17 protein-coding genes are annotated in these 21147 nt (G+C 74.3%); 3 read left to right on the forward strand and 14 right to left on the reverse strand.

Annotation, left to right across the window (positions count from 1 at the left end):
• Window positions 1–105: 105 nt before the first annotated feature.
• The 3 genes from THESUDRAFT_RS08155 to THESUDRAFT_RS08165 are packed head-to-tail and all read right to left on the reverse strand — an operon-like array spanning window position 106 to window position 3950.
• The gene (locus tag THESUDRAFT_RS08155) at window positions 106–1014 is read right to left on the reverse strand and encodes an FAD binding domain-containing protein (protein ID WP_006904299.1); all 909 of its coding nucleotides are present in this window, start codon (window positions 1012–1014) and stop codon (window positions 106–108) included.
• A complete protein-coding gene (locus tag THESUDRAFT_RS08160; RefSeq protein WP_006904300.1) occupies window positions 1011–3401 on the reverse strand; it encodes a xanthine dehydrogenase family protein molybdopterin-binding subunit in 2391 nt (796 codons plus the stop codon). Before THESUDRAFT_RS08160 ends, THESUDRAFT_RS08155 begins: the two co-directional genes overlap by 4 nt.
• 27 nt (window positions 3402–3428) lie before the next feature.
• Window positions 3429–3950, reverse strand: coding sequence for a (2Fe-2S)-binding protein (locus THESUDRAFT_RS08165; protein ID WP_006904301.1), 522 nt, complete (start codon window positions 3948–3950; stop codon window positions 3429–3431).
• Between the two features lie 507 nt (window positions 3951–4457).
• On the opposite strand from THESUDRAFT_RS08165, the gene THESUDRAFT_RS08170 reads away from it, so the two are divergent.
• Together THESUDRAFT_RS08170 and THESUDRAFT_RS08175 are read left to right on the forward strand one after the other, a co-directional pair.
• Window positions 4458–5420, forward strand: coding sequence for a uracil-DNA glycosylase (locus THESUDRAFT_RS08170; protein WP_006904302.1), 963 nt, complete (start codon window positions 4458–4460; stop codon window positions 5418–5420).
• On the forward strand, window positions 5417–6598 hold the full coding sequence (locus THESUDRAFT_RS08175) for a P1 family peptidase (RefSeq protein ID WP_006904303.1): 1182 nt from the start codon (window positions 5417–5419) through the stop codon (window positions 6596–6598). Before THESUDRAFT_RS08170 ends, THESUDRAFT_RS08175 begins: the two co-directional genes overlap by 4 nt.
• A 23-nt stretch (window positions 6599–6621) precedes the next feature.
• Here THESUDRAFT_RS08175 and THESUDRAFT_RS08180 read toward each other — a convergent pair whose 3' ends face one another.
• From THESUDRAFT_RS08180 to argC, 9 genes are all read right to left on the reverse strand, one after another.
• The gene (locus THESUDRAFT_RS08180) at window positions 6622–8016 is read right to left on the reverse strand and encodes an MFS transporter (RefSeq protein WP_006904304.1); all 1395 of its coding nucleotides are present in this window, start codon (window positions 8014–8016) and stop codon (window positions 6622–6624) included.
• A gap of 126 nt (window positions 8017–8142) precedes the next feature.
• The gene (gene argH / locus THESUDRAFT_RS08185) at window positions 8143–9780 is read right to left on the reverse strand and encodes an argininosuccinate lyase (RefSeq protein WP_006904305.1); all 1638 of its coding nucleotides are present in this window, start codon (window positions 9778–9780) and stop codon (window positions 8143–8145) included.
• Between the two features lie 49 nt (window positions 9781–9829).
• Complete coding sequence (locus tag THESUDRAFT_RS08190) at window positions 9830–10324, reverse strand: MOSC domain-containing protein (protein ID WP_156821772.1); 495 nt, start codon at window positions 10322–10324, stop codon at window positions 9830–9832.
• A 19-nt stretch (window positions 10325–10343) separates the two neighbouring features.
• The gene (locus THESUDRAFT_RS08195; protein WP_006904307.1) at window positions 10344–11603 is read right to left on the reverse strand and encodes an argininosuccinate synthase; all 1260 of its coding nucleotides are present in this window, start codon (window positions 11601–11603) and stop codon (window positions 10344–10346) included.
• A 25-nt stretch (window positions 11604–11628) separates the two neighbouring features.
• Window positions 11629–12630, reverse strand: coding sequence for an ornithine carbamoyltransferase (argF, locus tag THESUDRAFT_RS08200; protein WP_006904308.1), 1002 nt, complete (start codon window positions 12628–12630; stop codon window positions 11629–11631).
• A gap of 49 nt (window positions 12631–12679) precedes the next feature.
• Window positions 12680–14158, reverse strand: coding sequence for an aspartate aminotransferase family protein (locus tag THESUDRAFT_RS08205; protein WP_006904309.1), 1479 nt, complete (start codon window positions 14156–14158; stop codon window positions 12680–12682).
• Entirely contained in the window at window positions 14155–15300 is a 1146-nt protein-coding gene (gene argB, locus THESUDRAFT_RS08210) for an acetylglutamate kinase (protein WP_006904310.1), read from the reverse strand. Before argB ends, THESUDRAFT_RS08205 begins: the two co-directional genes overlap by 4 nt.
• Window positions 15301–15334: 34 nt before the next feature.
• Window positions 15335–16636, reverse strand: a complete 1302-nt coding sequence (argJ, locus tag THESUDRAFT_RS08215; RefSeq protein ID WP_006904311.1) for a bifunctional glutamate N-acetyltransferase/amino-acid acetyltransferase ArgJ — start codon at window positions 16634–16636, stop codon at window positions 15335–15337.
• A 105-nt stretch (window positions 16637–16741) separates the two neighbouring features.
• Entirely contained in the window at window positions 16742–17923 is a 1182-nt protein-coding gene (gene argC, locus THESUDRAFT_RS08220; RefSeq protein ID WP_006904312.1) for an N-acetyl-gamma-glutamyl-phosphate reductase, read from the reverse strand.
• A 462-nt stretch (window positions 17924–18385) separates the two neighbouring features.
• On the opposite strand from argC, the gene THESUDRAFT_RS08225 reads away from it, so the two are divergent.
• Window positions 18386–19219, forward strand: a complete 834-nt coding sequence (locus THESUDRAFT_RS08225) for a biotin transporter BioY (RefSeq protein ID WP_006904313.1) — start codon at window positions 18386–18388, stop codon at window positions 19217–19219.
• 130 nt (window positions 19220–19349) lie between these two features.
• Here the strand turns inward: THESUDRAFT_RS08225 and pdxT are convergent, their stop codons facing one another.
• Both pdxT and pdxS read right to left on the reverse strand, forming a co-directional pair.
• The gene (gene pdxT, locus THESUDRAFT_RS08230) at window positions 19350–19985 is read right to left on the reverse strand and encodes a pyridoxal 5'-phosphate synthase glutaminase subunit PdxT (protein WP_006904314.1); all 636 of its coding nucleotides are present in this window, start codon (window positions 19983–19985) and stop codon (window positions 19350–19352) included.
• Between the two features lie 36 nt (window positions 19986–20021).
• A complete protein-coding gene (gene pdxS, locus THESUDRAFT_RS08235) occupies window positions 20022–20861 on the reverse strand; it encodes a pyridoxal 5'-phosphate synthase lyase subunit PdxS (RefSeq protein ID WP_051009321.1) in 840 nt (279 codons plus the stop codon).
• Window positions 20862–21147: the final 286 nt, after the last annotated feature.

Consider the following 21147-nt stretch of genomic DNA (forward strand, 5'->3'; position numbering starts at 1 on the left):
CCCGCGGCCTTCCGCCCTCCCCGGACGGCACCGACCACCGGCCACCGCCGGCGACCGGTACCCCCCTGCACCCGAAGGGCCGGTGCCAAGCCCGGCCGCCCATCTTCAGTCGGCGGCCATGGCCCCCTCCCCGCCGGCCCGCTGCCAGGCTTCTTCCAGCGCCCGGCGGGTGTACACCCGGGCCAGATGGGCCCGGTACTCGGCGGAGGTCAGGGCGTCCCCGTCCACGTCCACGCCTTCCACCGCCCGCTGGGCGGCCTCCGCCAGAAGCTCCGCCGTGGGGACCCGGCCCGTGAGGTGCTCTTCCACCGCCGACGCCCGGTAGGCCGCCCCCGTCACCCCGTTCAGGGCCACCCGGACCGCGGCCGCAGCCCCCTCCCCGTCCCGGGCCACGGCGGCGGCGACGCCCACCAGGGCAAAGTCGGAAGCCCGGCGGGCCATCTTCAGGTAGCGGTACCCCCAGCTCCATCCCCGGTCCCCGCCGGCAGCCGCCGGAATGCGGACGGCCGTCACCACCTCATCCGGCTGCAAGGCGGTGATGAAGGGGCCGAAGAAGAACTCCCCCGCCGGGATCGTCCGCCCCCCGCCGGGCCCGGCCACTTCGATCTCCGCCTCGAGCGCCAAGAGGGCCGCGGGGTAGTCGGCCGCAGGGTCGGCGTGGGCGATGCTGCCGCCCAGGGTGCCGCGGTAACGCACCTGCATGTCGCCGATCACCCCGGCCACTTCGGACAGCAAGGGCGCATGCCGGCGGATGGTGGCGTCCGTCGTCACCTGGTGGTGGGTCGTCAGGGCCCCCAGGCGCAGGGCGCCGTCCGGTTCCACCGAGATCCCGGACAGTTCCCGGACCCGGCCCAGGTCGATCAGGACCTGGGGCTGGGCCAGGCGCAGCTTCATGGCGGGCAGCAGGCTGTGCCCGCCCGCCAAAAGCTTGGCCCCGTCGCCGTACTGCGCCAGCAGCCGGAACACCTCATCCAGGCTTTCCGGCCGGTGATAGGCGAAGGCGCTGGGGATCACCGCCCCTCCCCCCCTTCCGCGGCCGCCGCCGCTTCCTGGGCCTGCTGGATGGCCCGCCACACCCGCTCGGGCTTGCAGGGCATGTCGATGTGCCGCACGCCCAGGTGCGAGACGGCGTCGACGATGGCGTTGACCACCGCCGGCGTGGCGGCGATGGTGCCCGCCTCCCCGATGCCCTTGACGCCCAGCGGGTTGACCGGCGACGGCGTGCAGGTGAAGTGCGACTCGAAGGACGGGAGCTCCGCCGCCGTCGGCACGGCGTACTCCATCAGCGAGGCGTTGACGGGCTGGCCGTTCTCGTCGTAGACCAGCTCCTCGAACAGCGCCTGGGCGATGCCCTGGGCGATGCCGCCGTGGACCTGGCCCTCGGCCAGCAGCGGGTTGATCACGTTGCCGCAGTCGTCCACGCAGACGTACCGCAGGATCCGGGTGCGGCCGTCCTCGGTGTCCACCTCCACCACGCACACGTGGGTGCCGAAGGGGAAGGTGAAGTTCTCCGGCTGCCAGAAGGCCGTCTCCTCCAGCCCCGGCTCCAGGCCCGGCGGGAAGTTGATGTGGGACGCCAGGTTGGCGGCGGCGGCGATCTGGGTGAACTTCAGAGCCCGCTGGGGCGCCCCCTTGACCCGGAACTCGCCGTCCACGAACTCCAGGTCCTCGGGGCTGCACTCCAGCTGGTGCGCCGCGATCAGGGCGGCCTTCTTCTTCACCTTCTGCAGGGCGTGGTAGAGGGCGATGCCGCCCACCGCCGCCGAGCGGCTGCCGTAGGTCCCCAGGCCGATGGGCCCGCGGCCCGTGTCGCCGTGGAGCACCTCCACGTCTTCCGGCGGGATGCCCAGCTCGCTGGCGACGATCTGGGACCAGGCGGTCTCGTGGCCCTGGCCGTGGGCCGACGAGCCCGTGTAGACCGTCACCTTGCCGGTGTGGTGGACCCGCACCTGGGCCGACTCGAACAGGTTGCCCCCGTAGAAGGTTCCCGCCAGGGCCGCCGACGGCGCCAGGCCGCAGGCCTCGATGTAGCTCGAAATCCCGATGCCCAGCTGCAGCCGGTCGCCCCGCCGGCGCCGCTCGGCCTGTTCCCGCTTGAGCTCCTCGTACCCTACGGCCTCCAGCGCCTTGTCCAGGGCGGCATGGTAGTCGCCGGAGTCGTAGGTGATGCCCACCGGGTTGGTGTACGGGAACTCGTCCTTGCGCACGAAGTTCTTGCGCCGGACCTCGGCCGGATCCAGGCCGAGTTCGTCCGCCAGCCGGTCGATGGTCCGCTCCAGGAAGTGGGTGGCCTCGGGCCGGCCGGCGCCCCGGTAGGCGTCGGTGGGCGTCTTGTTGGTGAAGACTCCGGTGATCTTGATGGCGTGGTGCTTGTGGCGGTAGGGTCCGGGCGAGACGATGAGTCCCAGGATGGGGATGTAGGGCGTGTTCAGCTGGTTGTAGGCCCCCAGGTCGCAGATCCAGTTGATCCGCATGCCCAGGATCTCGCCGTCGCGCCGGGCGGCCACCTCCACGTCGATGATGCCCTCCCGCCCGTGGATGGTGGCGACGAAGTTCTCCCGGCGGTCCTCCACCCACTTCACGGGGCGCCGCAGCCGGCGGGCCAGGAAGGGGACGATGACCTCCTCCGGGTAGACGTTGAGCTTAGCCCCGAAGCCGCCCCCGACCTCCGGGGCGATCACCCGCATCTGGTGCTCGGGGACGCCCAGGATCCCGCAGAGGTTGATCTTGAGCAGGTGCGGGATCTGGGTGGTGCTCCAGACGGTGAGCTCGCCCGTGGCCGGGTGGCAGTCGGCCACCACCGCCCGGGGCTCCAGGGCCATGGGCACCAGCCGCTGCTGCAGGTGCCGCTGGCGGATCACCACGTCGGCTTCCCGGAACGCGGCCTCCACGTCGCCGCCGGCCGCCTCCCAGGTGTAGGCCACGTTGCTGTCGAACTCGGCGTGGACCCGGGGGGCGCCCGGATCCATGGCCCTCTCGGGGTCGACCACGGCCGGCAGCGGCTCATAGTCGACCTCCACCAGGGCCGCGGCGTCCCGGGCCGCCGCCCGGGTCTCCGCCACCACCACGGCCACCCCCTCGCCCACGTGGCGCACCACGTCGATGGCCAGGGGCCAGTGGGGCGGGTTCTTCAGCCCCTCGTACAGCCACGCACAGGGCAGGGGCGCCTGCAAGCCCTGCTTCAGCTCCTCGCCCGTCAGCACCGCCACCACACCCGGTGCCGAGCGGGCCGCGGCGGTATGGATCCCCCGGATCCGGGCATGGGCATGGGGGCTGCGCACCACGGCCACGTGGACCATACCGGGCAGCTTGATGTCGTCGGTATATGTGCCCGAGCCCGTGATCAAGCGGGGGTCTTCCTTGCGCTTGAGCCGCGCGCCAATGCCTGCAACCGGCACCATCTTCACCCCCCTCGCCGGCGGCCGGGATCAGTCGGCGGCCGCACTGCGCTGTTCCTGCAACCGGCGGGCGGCGTACTGCACCGCCCGGACGATGTTCTGGTAGCCCGTGCAGCGGCAGAGGACGCCCTCGAGCCCCTGGCGGATCTCCTCCTCCGTGGGGTTGGGGTTCACCTCCAGCAGGTGCGCCGCGGCCATGATCATGCCCGGCGTGCAGAAGCCGCACTGCAGGCCGTGCTGCTCCCAGAACCCCTCCTGGACGGGGTGGAGCCGGCCGTCCCGAGCCAGGCCTTCGATGGTCACCACCTCGGCGCCGTCGGCCTGCACCGCCAGCACGGTGCAGGACTTGACCGCCTGGCCGTTGAGGTGGACCGTGCAGGCCCCGCAGTTCGACGTGTCGCAGCCGACGTGGGTGCCGGTCAGGCCCAGTTCCTCCCGCAGGAAGTGGACCAGGAGGGTGCGGGGTTCCACCTCCCGCGTGTAGGTGCGGCCGTTGACCGTCACGGTGACCGTCACCCGCTGGCCGGCCGCTTCCTGGCCGGTCGCTGCCATGACGCCGCCCGACCTCCTTTCACGGGCCCGCGCCCGCTATGGCATTCCGGCTCCCGGCACCGGCACGGGGAACCGGGACCGAAGCTGGGGGATGGGTGCCGTACCACGGCACGTGCGGCTCGCGGGGTAGCCGGTGCGTGCCGCCCGGCTTGGGGCGGGCCGGTGCGGGGACGAACCGGCCCCCTGCCGTGCCTGGCACCGCCGGCCACCGTGACCGGAGACCGGTGGAAGGGCGAAAAGTGGCACGATGGGTGCTGGCGAGTGGCTGGAACCGCGATGCATCCCCCGTTAGGCAATGGAATACGGCGGACAGGTTCCAACTCCTGCCGGACCCCGGGCGCCCCGGCGAGCGCTCGTCCCCGGTCAGCCCCTTGCGTCGGCCCCTTGCGGGAGCGCGGGCGGCCGGGGGCGGGGGCGGGCGGTCACGGGTCGCCCTCGCCTGCGGCGGGGCTCGCGCTTGAGCGCGGGAAAGGGCAAGGCCGCCGGGCGGGCTGGTACAATGGCGGTATGAACGGTTCCCAGCGGCAACCCGGGACGGTGCCCGCGGCAGCCGCCGTGCCCCCCTGCGATCCCGTCGCGGCGGCGGGGGACGCGGCCGCCGCCATCGCCCGCATCCACCAGGACATCGTCGCTTGCCGGCGCTGCCCCCGCCTGGTGGCCTACACGGCCCAGGTGGCCCGGACCCGGCGCCGGGCCTACCGGGACTGGGACTACTGGGGCCGGCCTGTGCCCGGCTTCGGCGACCCCCAGGCCCGGCTGCTGGTGGTGGGCCTCGCCCCGGCCGCCCACGGCGCCAACCGCACCGGCCGCATGTTCACCGGCGATTCCTCGGGCGACTGGCTCTACCGCGCCCTGTACCGGGCCGGCTTCGCCAGCCAGCCCACGGCCACCCACCGGGACGACGGCCTGCGGCTCCACGGCGCCTATATCACCGCGGCCTGCCGCTGCGCTCCCCCGGACAACAAGCCTTCCCGGGAGGAGCTGGCCGCCTGCAGCGCCTTCCTCCGCCGGGAGCTGGACGTCCTCTGGCCCGGGGTCCGGGTCATCGTGTGCCTGGGGCAGATCGCCTTCGATGCCGTGCTGCGGCAGGTCCGGGATCGGGGCCTGGGCTGGCCTGTGGAGGTTCCGCCCGGAGCCGGTGCCCTGGCCGGGACGAACCGGCCCCGGCCGGTTCGTCCCCGCTTCCGCCACGGGGGCGAGTACCGCTGGCCGGCGCCTTCCCGGGTCCCCACCGCGGAAGACTCGGGGGACCCGGGGGACCCGGCGACCCCTGGGGAGCGTCCCCCGCTCCCCCTGCCCGTGCTGCTGGCCAGTTATCACCCCAGCCGCCAGAACACCCAGACCGGCCGGTTGACGGAAGCCATGTTCGATGCCGTCTTCCGCCGGGCCCGGGAGCTGGTGGACGGCGGGTACCTGCCGGCAGCCCCCGCCCCGGCCGCGCCGGGCGAGAGCCGGAGGGAAGGCGCATGACGCCCGGGGCCATGCAGCGCGGCCCGTTCAACGCCATCACCGACGTGGCCGGCGTCCGGGTGGGCCACGCCACGGTGATCCGCGGCGAGGGCCCCTTGCGGGCGGGCCAGGGGCCGGTGCGAACGGGCGTCACCGTGATCCTGCCGCCCGGCGACCTGCGCTCCATCTACGACGGCAAGTTCACGGCCGCCGCCCACGTGATCAACGGCTTCGGCAAGGCCCTGGGCCTGGCCCAGGTCACCGAGCTGGGCCGGCTCGAGACACCCATTCTCCTGACCAGCACCCTTTCGATCTGGCGGGCCGCCGACGCCCTGCTGGATCACATCCTGGCCGCCCACCCTGACATCGGCATCACGGCCCCCACGGTCAACGTGGTGGCGGGCGAGTGCAATGACGGCTGGCTGAACGACATCCGCGGCCGTCATGTGGGTCCGGCGGAGGTGGCGGCGGCGCTGGCGGGGGCCGCCGGCGGCCCGGTGGCGGAGGGCAGCGTGGGCGCGGGGACGGGCGTGGTCTGTTACGGCTTCAAGGGGGGAATCGGCGGCGCCTCCCGGAGGTGGCGGGCCGCCTTGCCCGGTGCCGGCGAGGTGACGGTCACCCTGGGCGGCCTGGTGCTGGCCAACTTCGGCCGCCGGCGCGATCTCACCATCGCCGGGGTCCCCGTGGGCCGGCTGCTGGCCGGCCCCGACGAACCGGCCGCCCGGCCCCGGCCGGGCGGCCAGGCTTCCCGGCCGGCCCCTGCCCGGCTCGACCCGGGGCCGGAGCCCGCCGGGCAACCCGGGCCTGGGGCCGGCGAGGGGGGCTCGGTGGTGGTGATCCTGGCCACCGACGCCCCCTTGAGCTCGCGCCAGCTGGGCCGCATCGCCCGGCGGGCCGCCGCGGGCCTGGCCCGGACGGGCACCGTCTACTGGCACGGCAGCGGCGATTTCGTGCTGGCATTCAGTACGGCCCGCGGCTACCCGCCCTACCTGCCCGACGAGGGCGCTTACCTCAACCCCTTCTTTGAGGCCGCCGCCGCCGTCACGGAGGAGGCGGTGATCCGGGCCCTGGTGGCGGCCCGGCCGGTCACGGGACGCGACGGCCACCGGGTACCGGCCCTGCCCGTCGACCAGGTGCGCCGCCTTCTGGAAGAACGCGGCATCGCCTGGGACTACGGCCCCGAGCCGGAGGGTGCCTAGGGGCATCCCGCCGCCGGCCCGCCTCAAGACCAATCCGCCGTCCCCGGCGGCACGGTCGCCTTCTCTCCGGCCCCTCCAGCGGCCGCGGTGGTGCCGGCCGGGGGGGCCGCTGGGGCCGCCACCGCCCCCGGCCGGGACCCCGCCCCGGCCATCCGCCGCACCAGCACCGCGTACATCCCCACCACCGGCAACAGGAAGGCGGCGCTGGCCACCAGGCCGGCTTCCACGGCGATGGCTGCCGCGATGCCGCCCAGGACGGGACCGCCGATGATCTCGCCGAAGGAGTGAAACTGCTCCACCATCGACAGCACGGTGGCCCGGGCCCGGGGATCGAGGCCCTGGTTGACCCAGGCCACCTGCAGGGGATCGTAGGTTTCGCGCAGCAGGGCGGTGAGCCAGTAAAAGCCGGTGGCCGCGGCCAGGGACCCGGCCAGGCCGAAGCCGGCCACACTGGGCACCAGCAGCATGCTGATGGCCAGAAGCATCCGCCCCACCCTGGCAGGGTCGCCCACCCCCCGCCGGCGGACGACCTCCGCAGCAGCCATGCTCAGCAGCATGGCCCCGGCGGTCAGCAAGCCGATCCAAACCACCGCCCCGGTGCCCGCCGGGCCCGCCGCCCCGCCCGCCGCTTCCCCCAGCTGGGGGAAGCGGGTCAATAGGTGCAGTTGCCAGAGACGGTCGAATCCCTCGCTGGCCAGCCCGTAGAAGATCCCGATGGCCAGCAGCAGCCGCAGGCCGGGCCGGCCCTGCACAGCCCGCCACCCGTGCCGCCAGGTCCCCCCCACCCCCTGCCAGAGGGAGTCGCCCGGTCGCCACCGGGGCCGGTACCCCCGTTCGGACATCATCAGAGCCAGCACCAGGGCCAGCACCCACATGCCGGCCCCAGCCACCCGCAGGGGCAGGTTCAGCCGCAGGCTGCCCAGTGCCACGCTGGCACCAATGCCCAGCAGCGTGGCCGCCTGGGCGGCCTGGGCACCGCGCACGTACAGGTAGCGGGCTCGTTCCTCCCCCACCTCGTCGGCGATCCAGGCGGCGTCGGCGCCGCTCGTGAAGGTGTAGCCCAGTCCCCAGAGTACCTGGCCCAGCATGATGGCCGGCAGGGCGGGCACCGCGCCTTCCACCAGCAGGCCGGCCCCGATGGTGGCCAGGCCCAGGAGGACCGAGGCTCGGCGCCCGTAGAGGTCGGCGACCACGCCCGTGGGCACCTCGCAGAGGGTGACGGTGATCTCCAGGACGGTGCCCACCAGTGCCAGTTCCAGGGGCCCCAGACCGGCCTGCTGGATGCGATAGAGGGCGGCCACGGTGTGGGCCGTGGTGAGAAGGAAGGCCATGCCGAAGCGATACGCCACGTACACCGATGCCGGGTCGCCCCCCACCGACGGGAGGGGAGGCCGGCGATCACGCCGCCACCATTCCATGGGCCCACCCCGGTCCGGCGCCGGGTGGGACCTTCCGGACCGGTCCCCACGGAGGAGCGGCCCGCGCCGCCCCGCCGGCGCCCCGCAATGCCAGTGCCCCCATCATAGAGGGGCATCGGGCCGACGTCACGGGGCCGGGGAGACCTCCCCGCCTGCAACCGCGCCCGGGCCCCCTTCTCCCGCGCCGCCTCCACCGGCCAGGCCCTGTCCTGGACTCGCCGGTCCTGTGAACCCGTCCCGTGCCGCCTGCTCTGCCGCAGCGGCCAGGATGGCCCGGGCTTCCGCCAGCTGCCGCTCCACCGCCTGGCGGGCCGTGCCGCCGTACAGCTTCCGGGCTTCCACCACCGCCCGCGGCGAAAGCCGCCCCGGGGCCTCGGGGCCGAACAGGGGGCTGTGGGCCCGCAGGTCGTCCAGGGTCAGGTCCTGCAGCCGGCGGCCGGCCCGGATGCAGTGCAGGACCAGCTCGCCCACGATGCGGTGGGCCTCGCGGAAGGGGACGCCGCGTTCGACCAGGTGGTCCGCCAGGTCGGTGGCGGCGGAGAAGTCGCGCTCCAGGGCGGCTGCCATGCGGTCTGCCCTCACCCTCATGGTGCGGATCATCCCGGCGCAGAGGGGCAGGGCGGCCTCCACGGTATCCAGGGCAGCGAAGACGCCGGCCTTGTCTTCCTGCAGGTCCCGGTTGTAGCTCAGGGGCAGGCCCTTGAGCACCGTCAGCAGGCCCACCAGGGCGCCGTAGACCCGGCCGGTCTTGCCGCGGATCAGCTCGGCCACGTCGGGGTTCTTCTTCTGGGGCATGATGCTGGAGCCCGTGCAGTAGGCGTCGTCCAGCTCGATGAAGCCGAACTCCTCCGACGACCACAGCACCAACTCCTCGCACAGCCGGGAGAGGTGCATCATCAGGATGCTGGCCGCCGCCAGGAACTCCAGCAGGTAGTCGCGGTCGCTGACGGCGTCGATGCTGTTGGGGTAGATCCGGCCGAACCCCAGCTCCCGGGCTACCTGCTCCCGGTCGAGGGGAAAGCCCGTGCCCGCCAGGGCGGCCGCCCCCAGGGGGCACCAGTCCGCCCGCCGACGGGCATCGGCCAGCCGGCCCGCGTCCCGTTCCAGCATCCAGAAATAGGCCAGGAGGTGGTGGCTGAAGAGCACCGGCTGGGCCCGCTGCAGGTGGGTGTAGCCGGGCATGATCACGTCCAGGTGCGCCTCGGCCTTCTCCACCAGCGCCTGCTGCAGCTCCCGCACCGCCGCCTCCAGCCGGTCCAGGGCTTCCTTCATGTAAAGGTGCATGTCCGTGGCCACCTGGTCGTTGCGGCTGCGTCCCGTGTGAAGCTTGCCCGCCACCGGACCCACCACCCGGCCCAGCAGGTGCTCCACGTTCATGTGGACGTCCTCCAGGGCGGGGTCCAGGCGGAAGGTGCCCTCTTCCAGGCGGCGCCGCACCTCGGCCAGCCCCTCCACCAGGGTCCGGGCTTCTTCCGGCGGCAGGACACCGCAGGCCCCCAGCATCCGGGCGTGGGCCTGGCTGGCCCGGATGTCCACCTCCAGCAGCCGGCGATCCACGTCGATGGAGGCGGTGAAGGCCTCCACCGCCCGGTGGGTAGCGGCGGTGAAGCGGCCGCCCCAGGGCTTGGCGTTGGACGGAACGCCCGGCTTGGCGCTGGCCGGGGGTTCGGGCCTGGCGTTGACCGGGGTTTCGGGCCAAACCTCGCCGGAGCGGGCCTGGTGCGGCAACGGAAGCTCGCCGGGTGCGGGCCCGGTTGCGGGCACGGGCGGTCGCCTCCTTTATGGTGTGGCATGACTCGGGTGATCAAGGTGATCACGCTGCGGGAAGGGGGCCGGGGTCGTCTTCCGGACCGGCGGCCACCACCGGGTCGCCGGTGCAGATCCACCCCGTGGTGAGGATCCGCGCCCGCAGGCCGCCGCGGCCGGCCAGGGCGGCTTTGAGCCCCGGGGCGACCCGCCCCTCCAGGTAACCGCAGGGATCGCAGGGTCGCACGCCCTCCACCCAGACGGCACCCAGGCGGAAGCGACGGCCTATCAGGCCGGCCAGGCGGACGCCGCGGGTCACCACGTTGCGCCGCAGGTCTGCGGGGTGCAGGGGCCGGCCCAGGGCCTGGGCGACGGCCGCCACCACCTCTTCTTCGATCAGCGTCAGCTGGACATCGGGCCAGCCCAGCCACGTCCCCGTCCCGAGGAAGTAGCGGTCGCCCTCCAGGCCCCGGCCGGCCACGGCCCGGGCCGCGGGCACCGTCACCACCGGCGCCCCGCCCGCCGGGGCAAGGCAAAGCAGCACCACCCGGCCGCCGGGCATGGTCCGGTCGCCTCCCATGTTACGCGCCGGGCGCAGCCGCCGGGCTGGCTTCGACCGCAGCACCGGCGCCTCCTGCCCCGGGTGCCCCCGGGCCGTGGACCGCCGCATGAACCCGCGTGGGCAGCCCCCACAGCTGGATGAACCCCACGGCCGCCCGGTGGTCGAACCGGTCACCGGGGGAGTAGGTGGCCAGCTCGTGGCGGTAGAGGGAGTAGGGCGAGCGCCGCCCCACCACCGTGGCGGTCCCGCGGTAGAGCTTGATCCGCACCTCCCCCGTGACGTGCCGCTGGGTCTCGGCCACGAAGGCGTCCAGGGCCCGCTTGAAGGGCGAGAACCAGAGGCCGTTGTAGATCACCTGGGCCACCTGCTGCTCGATGACCGGCTTGAAGTGCAGCACCTCCCGGGGCAGGCAGAGGGCCTCCAGGGCCCGGTGGGCCTCCACCAGCACCACCGCCGCCGGGGCTTCATAGACCTCCCGGGATTTGATCCCTACCAGCCGGTCTTCCACCATGTCGATCCGGCCCACGCCGTGCCGGCCGGCCACCTGGTTCAGCCGTTCGATGAGCTGGACCAGCCCCAGGGGCTCGCCGTTCAGGGCCACGGGCACGCCGGCCTCGAAGGCCAGGGTGATGGACTCGGGCTCGGCCGGCGCCCGTTCGGGGGCCACCGTCATGGCGTAGGCCTCCTCCGGCGGCTCGGCCCAGGGGTCTTCCAGGACCCCTGCCTCGCAGCTGCGGCCCCACAGGTTGGCGTCGATGGAGAAGGGGTTCTCCTCGGTCACCGGGATGGGGATGCCGTGCCGGCGGGCGTAGGCGATCTCCTCGTCCCGGGACCAGGCCCACTCCCGCACCGGGGCCACCACCTTTAGGTCGGGAGCCAGGGCCGCCACGGAAACGTCGAACCGTACCTGGTCGTTGCCCTTGCCGGTGCACCCGTGGGCCACGGCGGTGGCGCCGTACTGCCGGGCGGTCTCCACCAGCAGCTGGGCGATCAGGGGCCGCGAAAGGGCGGCCGAAAGGGGGTACCGCCCCTGGTAGAGGGCATTGGCCTGGAGGGCCGGCAGCACGAAATCCCGGGCGAAGCGTTCCCGGGCGTCGACCACCACCGCCTCCACGGCCCCCACCTGCAGCGCCTTCTGCCGGATGAAGTCCAGGTCCTTGCCCTCGCCCACGTCGGCCGAGAGGGCGATCACGTCATAGCCGTAGGTTTCCTTGAGCCAGGGAATGGCCACGGAGGTGTCCAGGCCCCCCGAGTAGGCCAGCACGATCTTCTCCGCCACGGCGGCGTCCCTCCATCTCGTCCCGTCAGGCCAGAAGAGCCAGCAGAATGGCTTTCTGCGCGTGCAGCCGGTTTTCCGCCTGGTCCCACACCACCGAATGGGGACCGTCCAGCACGCCGGAAGTCACTTCCTCCCCCCGGTGGGCCGGCAGGCAGTGCATGAAGATGTAATCCGGGGCCGCGTGGGCCACCAGCTGGGCGTTCACCTGGTACGGGGCGAACGCCCGGCGGCGATCCTCTTCCTCGCCTTCCTGCCCCATGCTGGTCCAGACGTCGGTGTACACCACGTCGGCGCCCCGGACGGCGGTCACCGGGTCGTGGCCCACCTCCACCGTGGCGCCCGTGCCCCGGGCCAGGCTGGCGGCCAGGGCCAGGATCTCCGGGTGGGGCTCGTACCCCGGCGGGCAGGCCAGCCGCAGGTGCAGGCCCAGCAGGGCCGCGCCCAGCAGCCAGGTGTGGGCCACGTTGTTGCTGTCGCCGACGTACGCCACCCGGATCCCCCGCAGCCGGCCCTTGTGCTCGCGGATGGTGAGCAGGTCGGCCATGACCTGGCAGGGGTGGTAGAGGTCCGTCAGGCCGTTGATCACGGGGATGGTGGCCGCCGCGGCCAGTTCCTCCACGGTGGCGTGGGAGTAGGCCCGCACCATCAGGGCATCGACATAACGGGACAGCACCCGGGCGGTGTCGGCCAGGGTCTCGCCGCGGCTCAGCTGGAGTTCCCGGGGGCTCAGGTTGAGCACGCGGCCACCCAGCTGCTGCATTCCCACCTCGAAGGAGACCCGGGTGCGGGTGGAAGGCTTCTCGAAGATCATGGCCAGGGTCTTGCCGTAGAGGGGTTCACCGCCCCGGCCCGCCTGCCAGTCCTGCTTGAGGGCGGCCGCCAGGTCCAAGAGGCCCACCAGCTCGTCGGGGGTGAAATCACCCAGCGTCAGGAAGTCCCGCCCGGCCAGGGCGGGCACAGGCTGGGGCGTACCCGGCGCCGGCATGGCCAGCGGTCCGGCCCCTCCTGCCTTCGTCCACGGGTTCACCGCGCTCCCTCCCGTCTCCGTCCAGACCGGGGCCCATGGGGGCCCCTCCTCAGACCGTCGCCGCGGTCACCCGGGCCAGGGCCCGCTCCAGTCGCTCCACCGCCTGATCCAGCTCATCCACCGTGATGGTCAGGGGCGGGAGGAACCGGACCACGCGGCCTCCTGCCACGGTCACCAGCAGGCCCTCGGCGAAGCAGGCCTCCACCACCGGGGCTGCCGGGCCGTCCAGCACCAGGCCCAGCATCAGGCCCCGGCCCCTGACCTCGCGGCAGCCGGGGTAGCGCCGCGCCAGCTGGGCCAGGCGGGTGCGGAGATACTCCCCCAGGTCTGCCGCGCGGGCCGGCAGGTTCTCCCGCTCCAGCACGTCCAGGGTGGCCAGGGCGGCGGTGGCCGCCAGGGGGTTGCCCCCGAAGGTCGACGCATGGGTCCCCGGTCCCAGGAGCTCGGCCAGCCGGCCGCTGGCCAGCATGGCCCCGATGGGCACGCCGTTGGCCAGCGCCTTGGCCAGGGTGACCACGTCGGGCCGGACCCCTTCCCCCTGCATGGCCAGGAAGGTGCCCGTGCGGCCGCAGCCCGTCTGGACCTCGTCGGCGATCAGGAGCAGCCCGTGGCGGTCGCACAGCTCCCGCAGCCCCGCCAAAAACCCGGGAGCCGGGGGCACCACACCGCCCTCCCCCTGGATGGGTTCCACCAGGATGGCGCAGGTGCGGGGCGTGATGGCGGCCGCCACCGCCTCCAGGTCGTTGAAGGGAACGTGGCGAAAGCCGCCGGGCAGGGGGCCGAACCCCTCGTGGTAGTGGGGCTGGCCGGTGGCCGCCAGGGCGCCCAGGGTGCGGCCGTGGAAGCTGCCGCTGAAGGCGATGATCTCCGGGCCGTCGCCGCCCTCGCCCGCCGCGGCGGGACCCGCGCCCGAAGCCGCGGCGGAGCCGCCGCCCCGGCGCAACCACCCGTACCTCCGGGCCAGCTTGATGGCCGCCTCGTTGGCCTCGGCCCCGCTGTTGGCGAAGAAGGCGCAATCCAGGCCCGTGAGCCGGGCCAGGCGGCGGGCCAGTTCTTCCTGCTGGGGGATCCGGTACAGGTTGGAGCAGTGCAAGAGCTGGCCGGCCTGGTGCCGGATGGCCTCGGTCACCGCGGGGTGGGCGTGGCCCAGCACGGTGACGCCGATGCCGCTGGTGCAGTCGAGCCAGGCCCGGCCCTCCTGGTCATAGAGCCACGCCCCCTGGCCGCGGGCGAAGGCCACGGGCAGCCGCCGGTAGTTGGGGAAGAGATGCGACCCCGGCACGGATCCCGTCGGTGCCACCTCCGACGCCACCGCCGCCGGGGCTGCGGGCAGTGCCGCCGCCGGCGCCGCGGCAGAAGTGGCCGGTACGCCCTCTGGTGCCGCCTTCGCAGTTGCTGCTGCCCCTCCGGCAGCGGCCCCTGGTGCCGCCCCCACGGCCCGTTCCGCCGCCGCCGCGGTCCCCGCAGCCGCTTCCGGTGCCCCCGCGGCCGGCCCTGCGGCCGCCGCGCCCGCTTCCTCCACCGTCATGCTCCCCGCTCCTCCCCCTGGGCTACCACCATGGTCCCGACCCCCTCGCTGGTGAAGAGCTCCACCAGCAGGGCGTGGGGCCGCCGGCCGTCGATGATGTGCACACTGCCCGCACCCGCCGCCAGAGCCCGCAGCCCTGCCTGCACCTTGGGCACCATGCCGCCGCGGATCTCCCCGCGGGCGATGAGTTCCCGGGCGGTGGCGGCGTCCAGGCTGGAGAGGGTTTCCGGTCGGCCGTCCCCGTCCCGGTCGGCCATCACCCCCGGCACGTCGGTCAGGAAGACCAGCTTTTCCGCGCCCAGGGCGCCCGCCACCGCCGCGGCGGCGTCGTCGGCGTTGACGTTGTACCGCACGCCTCCCTCCCCCACCGCCAGGGGCGCGATCACCGGGACGAACCCGGCCCCCAGCATCTGTTCCAGGAAGGCCGTGTTCACCGCGACGATCTCGCCGACGAAGCCGATGTCCCGGCCGCCGGGCCGCTTGGGGCGGGCCTGGAGGAGCCCGGCATCGCAGCCGGACAGGCCGACGGCCAGCGGCCGGCCGGCGGCCTGGTTGAGCCCCGTCACCAGCGCCTTGTTCACCTGCCCGGCCAGGACCATCTCCACCACCGCCAAGGTGGCGGCGTCGGTCACGCGCAGGCCGTCGACGAACCGGGCGGGCAGGTCGAGCCGGTCGAGCCACGCGGTGATGGCCTTGCCCCCGCCGTGGACCACCACCGGCCGGACCCCCAGGGCCCGCAGCATGGCGATGTCCTGGAGGACGGCGTCGCCTCCGCAGATGGGGACAGCGGGGATGGTCGCGGCCCCCTCGGGCACGGGCGCCCGCCCCGGCCCCGCGGCCCCTGACCCGCCCGGGGCTTGCTCCCAGCCGGAAGGGCGACCCGGCGCCCACCCCGGGCCGGCAGCTTCCCGCCCCGGGCCAGGACCGCTTCCGGGCACCGGCTCCCGGCCCGGGGCGGGACCCAGGGTGGAGCCCCCGTGCTTGACAACGACAATCCGGCCGGCGAAGCGCTGTACCCAGGGCAACACGTCGGTCAGGACGGCCGCCTTGACCTCCGCCGGCAGACCGGGGGCAGCCAGGCCGGCCGGGCCGCCGCCGCCCGCCTGCTCCACCGTCCCTTCCTGAAGGGCCTCCAGGGCCACGGCTGGGTTCCTCCCTCCCCCGCCGCTCGACCGCCTAGGTGCGGTAGCTGGCGTTGATGTGCACGTAATCCGGACTCAGGTCGCAGCCGTAGGCCCGGCCCCGGCCCGGCCCGGCACCCAGCCGCAGCCGGATCCGCACCTCGGTCGAGCGCAGGTAGTCCGCAGCGGCCGCCTCGTCGAAGGGCACCCCCAGGCCTCCGCGGCAGACCGGCACGGGGCCGAGGTCGATGTCCACCCGGGAGGGATCGAGGTCAACCCCCGAGCGGCCGGCGGCGGCGAGAATCCGGCCCCAGTTGGCATCGGCCCCGTGCACCGCCGACTTGACCAGCGGTGAGGAGGCCACCGTACGGGCCACCTGCCGGGCCGCGGCGTCGTCGGGGGCGCCTTCCACCTCCACGGTGATCAGGCGCGTCGCCCCTTCGCCGTCGGCGGCGATCTCCCGGGCCAGCCGGTCGCAGACGGCCTCGGCCGCCGCGGCCCAGGCCTCCCAGCCCGGAAGGCCCGGCGCCAGGGGCGGCCCGCCGGCCCGGCCGCTGGCCAGCACCACCACCATGTCGTTGGTGCTGGTGTCGCCGTCCACGGTGATGCAGTTGAACGTGCGCTCGGTGGCCTGGCGCAGCCAGGCCTGCAGCGCTTCCGGCTCCACCGCCGCGTCGGTGGTGATGAAGGCCAGCATGGTGGCCATCTGGGGGTGGATCATCCCCGACCCCTTGGCGGCCCCGCCGATGCGGGCGAACCGTCCCTCCCCAGATCCCGGCAGGTGGCAGAGGGCGCCCCACTGCTTGGTGCGGGTGTCGGTGGTGAGGATCGCCTCGGCAAAGGCGTCGCCGCCCGCCGGCCCCGTCACCGCCGGCAAAGCCGTCAGCCCCTGGCGCACAGCCGCCATGGGCATGGGCTCGCCGATGACCCCCGTCTGGGCCACCGCCACCAGCTCGGGCGCCACGCCCAGCACCGCGGCCGCCAGCGCCTGGATCTCCACCGCGTCGGCGGCCGCCCGGGGCGTGCAAACGTTGGCGTTGCCGCTGTTGCACACCACCGCCTGCAGGTACCCGCCCGACGCCGCCAGGGCATCCCGGGTCACGTCCAAGCAGGGGGCGTGGACCCGGTTCCGGGTATAGACGGCCGCCGCCGCACAGGGCGCATCGGCCACGATCCAGCCCAGGTCGGGCTTGCGTTTCTTGATGCCGCAGTGCAGGCCGCCGGCCCGGAAGCCGGCGGGCGCCGTGACACCCCAGCCCGGCTGCAGGGCATACCCGCCCGCCGCCGGCACGGGGACCGGACCCGGCCCGGCCGCCGGCATGGCCGTGGAGGTGGCCACCCCATCCTGCTGGTTCATCCCCGAACTCCTTCCCGGCCCTTCACCCGGTGCCCGCCCGGCCCGCCCCGGGGACGCCCTGGGCCGGCGGCCCGCGGGAGCCCGGCACGGCCCGGCGCCGTGCCCTCAGGGGAAGAGGGGCACCAGGTCGAGGCCCGTGGTCTCATCCCAGCCGGCCATGAGGTTGAGGTTCTGCACCGCCTGGCCGGCCGCACCCTTGACCAGGTTGTCAATGGCGGCGAACACGGTGATCCAGCCGGTGCGCGGGTCGTAGTGCAAGCCGATGTCGCACAGGTTCGAACCCTGCACGTGCTTGATGGCCGGCACCTGCCCCGGCGGAAGAACCCGCACGAAAGGCTTGCCGGCGTAGAAGGACCGGTACAGGCCGTAGAGGGCCTCGCCCGGATCGCCGGCCGCCTCCGCTAGCGGTTCCTGGCCCGCCGCCGCCTCGCCGCCCGGGCAGCCCCGTTCCTGCCCCGGCGGCCGGGTCCCCTGGCCCCCGGCCCGGCCAGGGCCGGACCGGGGCTGCCAGCCCGCCGGCGGCCGCACGTAGCAGGTGGCCAGGATGCCGCGGGTGACCGGCAGGAGGTGGGTGGTCAGCAGCACCGTCATGTCCCGGCCGGCCAGCCAGCCCAGCACCTGTTCCACCTCGGGCGTGTGCTGGTGCCGCCCCACCTTGTAGGGCGCGAAGTTTTCGTTCACCTCGGCGAAGGCCGTGGCCAGGGAGGCGCTCCGCCCGGCGCCGGAGACGCCGCTCTTGGCGTCCACCACCACCTGGCCCCCGGCCAGCGCTCCCGCCACCGCCAGGGGCGCCAGGGCCAGGAGGATGGCCGTGGGGTAGCAGCCGGGGTTGGCCACCAGCCGGGCCGTGCGGATCCGGTCAGAAAACAGCTCGCTCAGGCCGTACACCGCCTCCGCCTGGAGGGCAGGATCGGCGGCGGGCCGCCCGTACCAGGCCTCGTAGGACTGGCGGGGCAGGCGCAGGTCCCCGCTGAGGTCGATCACTCGCACCCCCCGCTCCCGGGCGGGCGGGAAGACCTGCGGCAGCAGCGCCGCCGCCTGCCCGCTGGGCAGGGCCAGGAAGACAAAGTCGGCCTCCAGCCGGTCCCAGAGGTCGGGGCGGGCGGCGTCGGCCAGGTCCAGGGACACCAGGCCCCGCAGGTGGGGGAACACCGCCGCCATGGGCTCGCCCGCCCGGGACGAACCGGCCACCGCCACCAGCTCGACCCGAGGGTGGCGCGCCAGCAGCCGCACCAGCTCCCCACCCGCGTACCCGCTTGCCCCCAGCACCGCAACCCTTGCTGTCACCGCTGGCCTCTCCTTCCCCGCATTCCCCGCCGCCGGCACCCCGGCCGGGCGGGGCCGTCCCCGCGGCGGGCCCGCCGGCCCGCTACCGGCCGTCCCACCGCCGGGGCGCCCGGGCCGGGAGGTGCCTGCCGGAACCGGGCCGGTGCCCGCGGGTGCCCCGGTGGCCACGCCAGCCGGGTCCCCCGGGCGAACCGGTCCGGCACTTGTGTATGAGTATACGTCCGTATGTATATTAATGCAATCCGTTGCGGAGGCTTCCTTACCGTGGGGGAAGGGATGGGTACCACAGGAGGTGGGCTTCCGGTTCATTCCTGACGGCTGTATTGTCAATCTAACACTATATAAGGTTGACAATGGGCGCGACCCGGGGTAGGCTGGTACCGTTACCAGCCGGCGCCCGGAGCAGGCCCATCCCCGGCCTGACCTGCCGGGCCCTGCCGGCCTGCCGAGGAGGGACGGACCATGCCATCCCAGCCCCCGCTGGATGCCCCGGACCGGGGGGCCCGGGCCGCCCCGGCCGGATCGCCGGCCGGAGAGGCGGCGGGGCCTGCGCCCCTGGCCGGGCCGGCCCACCCCACCCGCCTGGCAGCGGGAGGGAGCCGCACCGGCGATCTGGCAGCAGCTTCGGGCAGTACCGCGGCCACCCTGCGCCCGCTGGTCCTGGCCGGCCTGATGGCCGGCCTGACCGCCGTCCTCAGCTACCTGCGGATCCCGCTCCCCTTCACCCCCGTGCCCATCACGGGGCAGACCCTGGGCGTCATGCTTTCCGGACTGCTCCTGGGCCCGCGCTGGGGCTTCGCCGCCCAGCTGGCGTACCTCTTGCTGGGCGTCGCGGGCGTGCCCGTCTTCGCCGGAGGCGCGGCGGGGCTCGCCGTGGTGCTCGGCCCCACCGGCGGGTTCCTCCTGAGCTATCCCCTGGCCGCCGGGCTGACCGGGCTTCTCTTCCGGCCCGGCACCGCCCGCCGCCCCGGGCCGGCCAGTGGCGGCGAAGGGGCCCGGGGCGGCCCACGGACCACGGCACAGGCGGCGCAGCCGGCCCGGGATCAAGCCGCCTCCCCCGTTCGGGCGCCCGGCTTCGGCCGGGCCTTCGTGGCCAGCGTGGCGGGCGGCATCCTGCTGGTGTATGCCATCGGTGCACCCTGGCTGGCCGTGGAGACGGGCACCCCGTGGCCGGGGGTGGCAACCGCCGCCGTGCTGCCCTTCGTCCCGGGCGACCTGGCCAAGGCACTGGTGGCGGCCTGGCTGGCGCCGCGGGTGCTGCGGGCCCTGGGCGGCCGGCTCGCTCCGGGCACCTGAAAACGCGGCATACCCCGCCGCCGCCAGGGGCCGCGGGAAACCCGGCGGGCCTGCCCCATCCCAGGCAGGCCCGCCGGCCGCGTCGACCTCTTTTTGCCCGCTCGTCAACTCCGGCCTGTCCCGCCGCCGCTTATGCCGCCAGCAGCGAGAGGAAGAGCCGGGCCACCCGCAGATCCTCACCCAGCTCCGGGTGGAAGGTGCTGGCCATGCAGCGCCCCTGCCGTACCAGCACGGGCCGGCCCCGAAAGCGGGCCAGGACCTCCACCCCGGCGCCGGTGGACTCCACCACCGGTGCCCGGATGAACAGGGCCCGCACGGGGGCATCGCCCAGGGCGGGTACCTCCAGGTCCGCCTCGAAGCTGTCCACCTGGCGGCCGTAGCCGTTGCGCACCACGGCCAGGTCCAGCAGGCCCAGCCGGGGCGGCTGGCCTCCCTCCACCTGCCGGGCCAGCAGGATCAGGCCTGCGCAGGTGCCGAACAGGGCCAGGTCGCCGCGCCGGCTGCGTTCCGCCACGGCAGCCAGGAGCCCGGCCCGCTCCATCAGCCGGCCGATGGCCGTGCTCTCCCCTCCCGGAAGAACCAGCCCCTCGAGCCCCTCCAGGTCCAGGGGCACCCGCACGGGCCGCACCGCGGCGCCGGCCCGCCGGAAGTAGTCCAGGTGCTCGCTGACATCGCCCTGCAGGGCCAGGACACCGACGCGGGGCCGGTCCTCCCCGGCACCGTGCCCCCGGCCGCCGGCGTCGCCACCGCCTGTCCCGAACGCCACCTCGCCCCTCCCCTTTCCGTCGCTCCGGCACCGCCGTCAGGCGCTGCGCTGCTGCATCCGCTGGTCTGCCGCCAGGCTGGCCGCCGCCACCCCGGCCATGGCCTCCCCCAGGCCGCCCGAGATCCGGGCCAGCCAGGCGGGATCGTCGTAGTGGGCTACGGCCTCCACGATGGCCCGGGCCCGGGCGGCGGGGTTCTCCGACTTGAAGATCCCCGACCCGACGAACACCCCGTCGGCGCCCAGCTGCATCATCAGGGCGGCGTCGGCCGGGGTGGCGATGCCGCCCGCCGCGAAGTTCACCACCGGCAGGCGGCCCAGGCGCCGCACTTCCTGCAGAAGCTCCAGCGGCACCCCCAGATCCCGGGCCAGGACGACCAGTTCCTCGTCCCCCGCGGCGCAGGCCTGGCGGATCTGCTCGTTCATGCGCCGCATATGGCGCACGGCCTCGGCCACGTCGCCCGTGCCGGGCTCGCCCTTGGTGCGGATCATGGCCGCCCCCTCGGCGATGCGGCGCAGCGCCTCGCCCAGATCGCGGGCCCCGCAGACGAAGGGCACCGTGAAGGCATGCTTGTCGATATGGAAGCGGTCGTCGGCGGGGGTCAGCACCTCGCTCTCGTCGATGAAGTCGACCCCCAGGGCCTCCAGGATCTGCGCCTCGACAAAATGCCCGATCCGGCACTTGGCCATCACGGGAATGGTCACCGCCTCCATGATGGCCCGGATCCGGTCCGGGTCCGCCATGCGGGCCACCCCGCCCGCCGCCCGGATGTCGGCCGGCACGCGCTCCAAGGCCATCACCGCCACCGCCCCGGCCTCCTCGGCGATGCGAGCCTGCTCGGGGGTGGTGACGTCCATGATCACGCCGCCCTTGAGCATGCGGGCCAGGCCCGTCTTCAGGGCCCAGGTGCCCCGCAGGGGCCGGCCGGAGTCCCGGCCGGGTTCCTCCCCCGTCGCGACCGGCTCCGTCCCTGCCCGGGCCCGGACGGGTTCCCGGACCTCTCCCACCAGCTGGTCGCTGGCCACCGGCTCCACCTCCCACCATGCCGCCGGCATCGCCCGCGGGGCCGTTCTGAAAAAAGAACCCGGCGCCATCGGGAGGATGGGCGCCGGGCAGAGGTTTCCCGCAAGGGTACGGGGGACCCTTGCCTGGACGGGCGGTGCC

The sequence above is a fragment of the Thermaerobacter subterraneus DSM 13965 genome (assembly GCF_000183545.2).
Classification (GTDB): domain Bacteria; phylum Bacillota; class Sulfobacillia; order Thermaerobacterales; family Thermaerobacteraceae; genus Thermaerobacter; species Thermaerobacter subterraneus.

What these genes read in the sequence shown, in the direction of transcription:
- THESUDRAFT_RS08160 (WP_006904300.1), bottom strand. Translation starts at nt 3,401, where the DNA reads ATGGTGCCGGTTGCAGGCATTGGCGCGCGGCTCAAGCGCAAGGAAGAC.
- pdxS (WP_051009321.1), bottom strand. Translation starts at nt 20,861, where the DNA reads ATGCTCAAGGGCGGCGTGATCATGGACGTCACCACCCCCGAGCAGGCT.
- THESUDRAFT_RS08225 (WP_006904313.1), top strand. Translation starts at nt 18,386, where the DNA reads ATGCCATCCCAGCCCCCGCTGGATGCCCCGGACCGGGGGGCCCGGGCC.
- THESUDRAFT_RS08175 (WP_006904303.1), top strand. Translation starts at nt 5,417, where the DNA reads ATGACGCCCGGGGCCATGCAGCGCGGCCCGTTCAACGCCATCACCGAC.
- THESUDRAFT_RS08165 (WP_006904301.1), bottom strand. Translation starts at nt 3,950, where the DNA reads ATGGCAGCGACCGGCCAGGAAGCGGCCGGCCAGCGGGTGACGGTCACC.
- THESUDRAFT_RS08180 (WP_006904304.1), bottom strand. Translation starts at nt 8,016, where the DNA reads ATGGAATGGTGGCGGCGTGATCGCCGGCCTCCCCTCCCGTCGGTGGGG.
- THESUDRAFT_RS08205 (WP_006904309.1), bottom strand. Translation starts at nt 14,158, where the DNA reads ATGACGGTGGAGGAAGCGGGCGCGGCGGCCGCAGGGCCGGCCGCGGGG.
- THESUDRAFT_RS08170 (WP_006904302.1), top strand. Translation starts at nt 4,458, where the DNA reads ATGAACGGTTCCCAGCGGCAACCCGGGACGGTGCCCGCGGCAGCCGCC.
- THESUDRAFT_RS08190 (WP_156821772.1), bottom strand. Translation starts at nt 10,324, where the DNA reads ATGCCCGGCGGCCGGGTGGTGCTGCTTTGCCTTGCCCCGGCGGGCGGG.
- argJ (WP_006904311.1), bottom strand. Translation starts at nt 16,636, where the DNA reads ATGAACCAGCAGGATGGGGTGGCCACCTCCACGGCCATGCCGGCGGCC.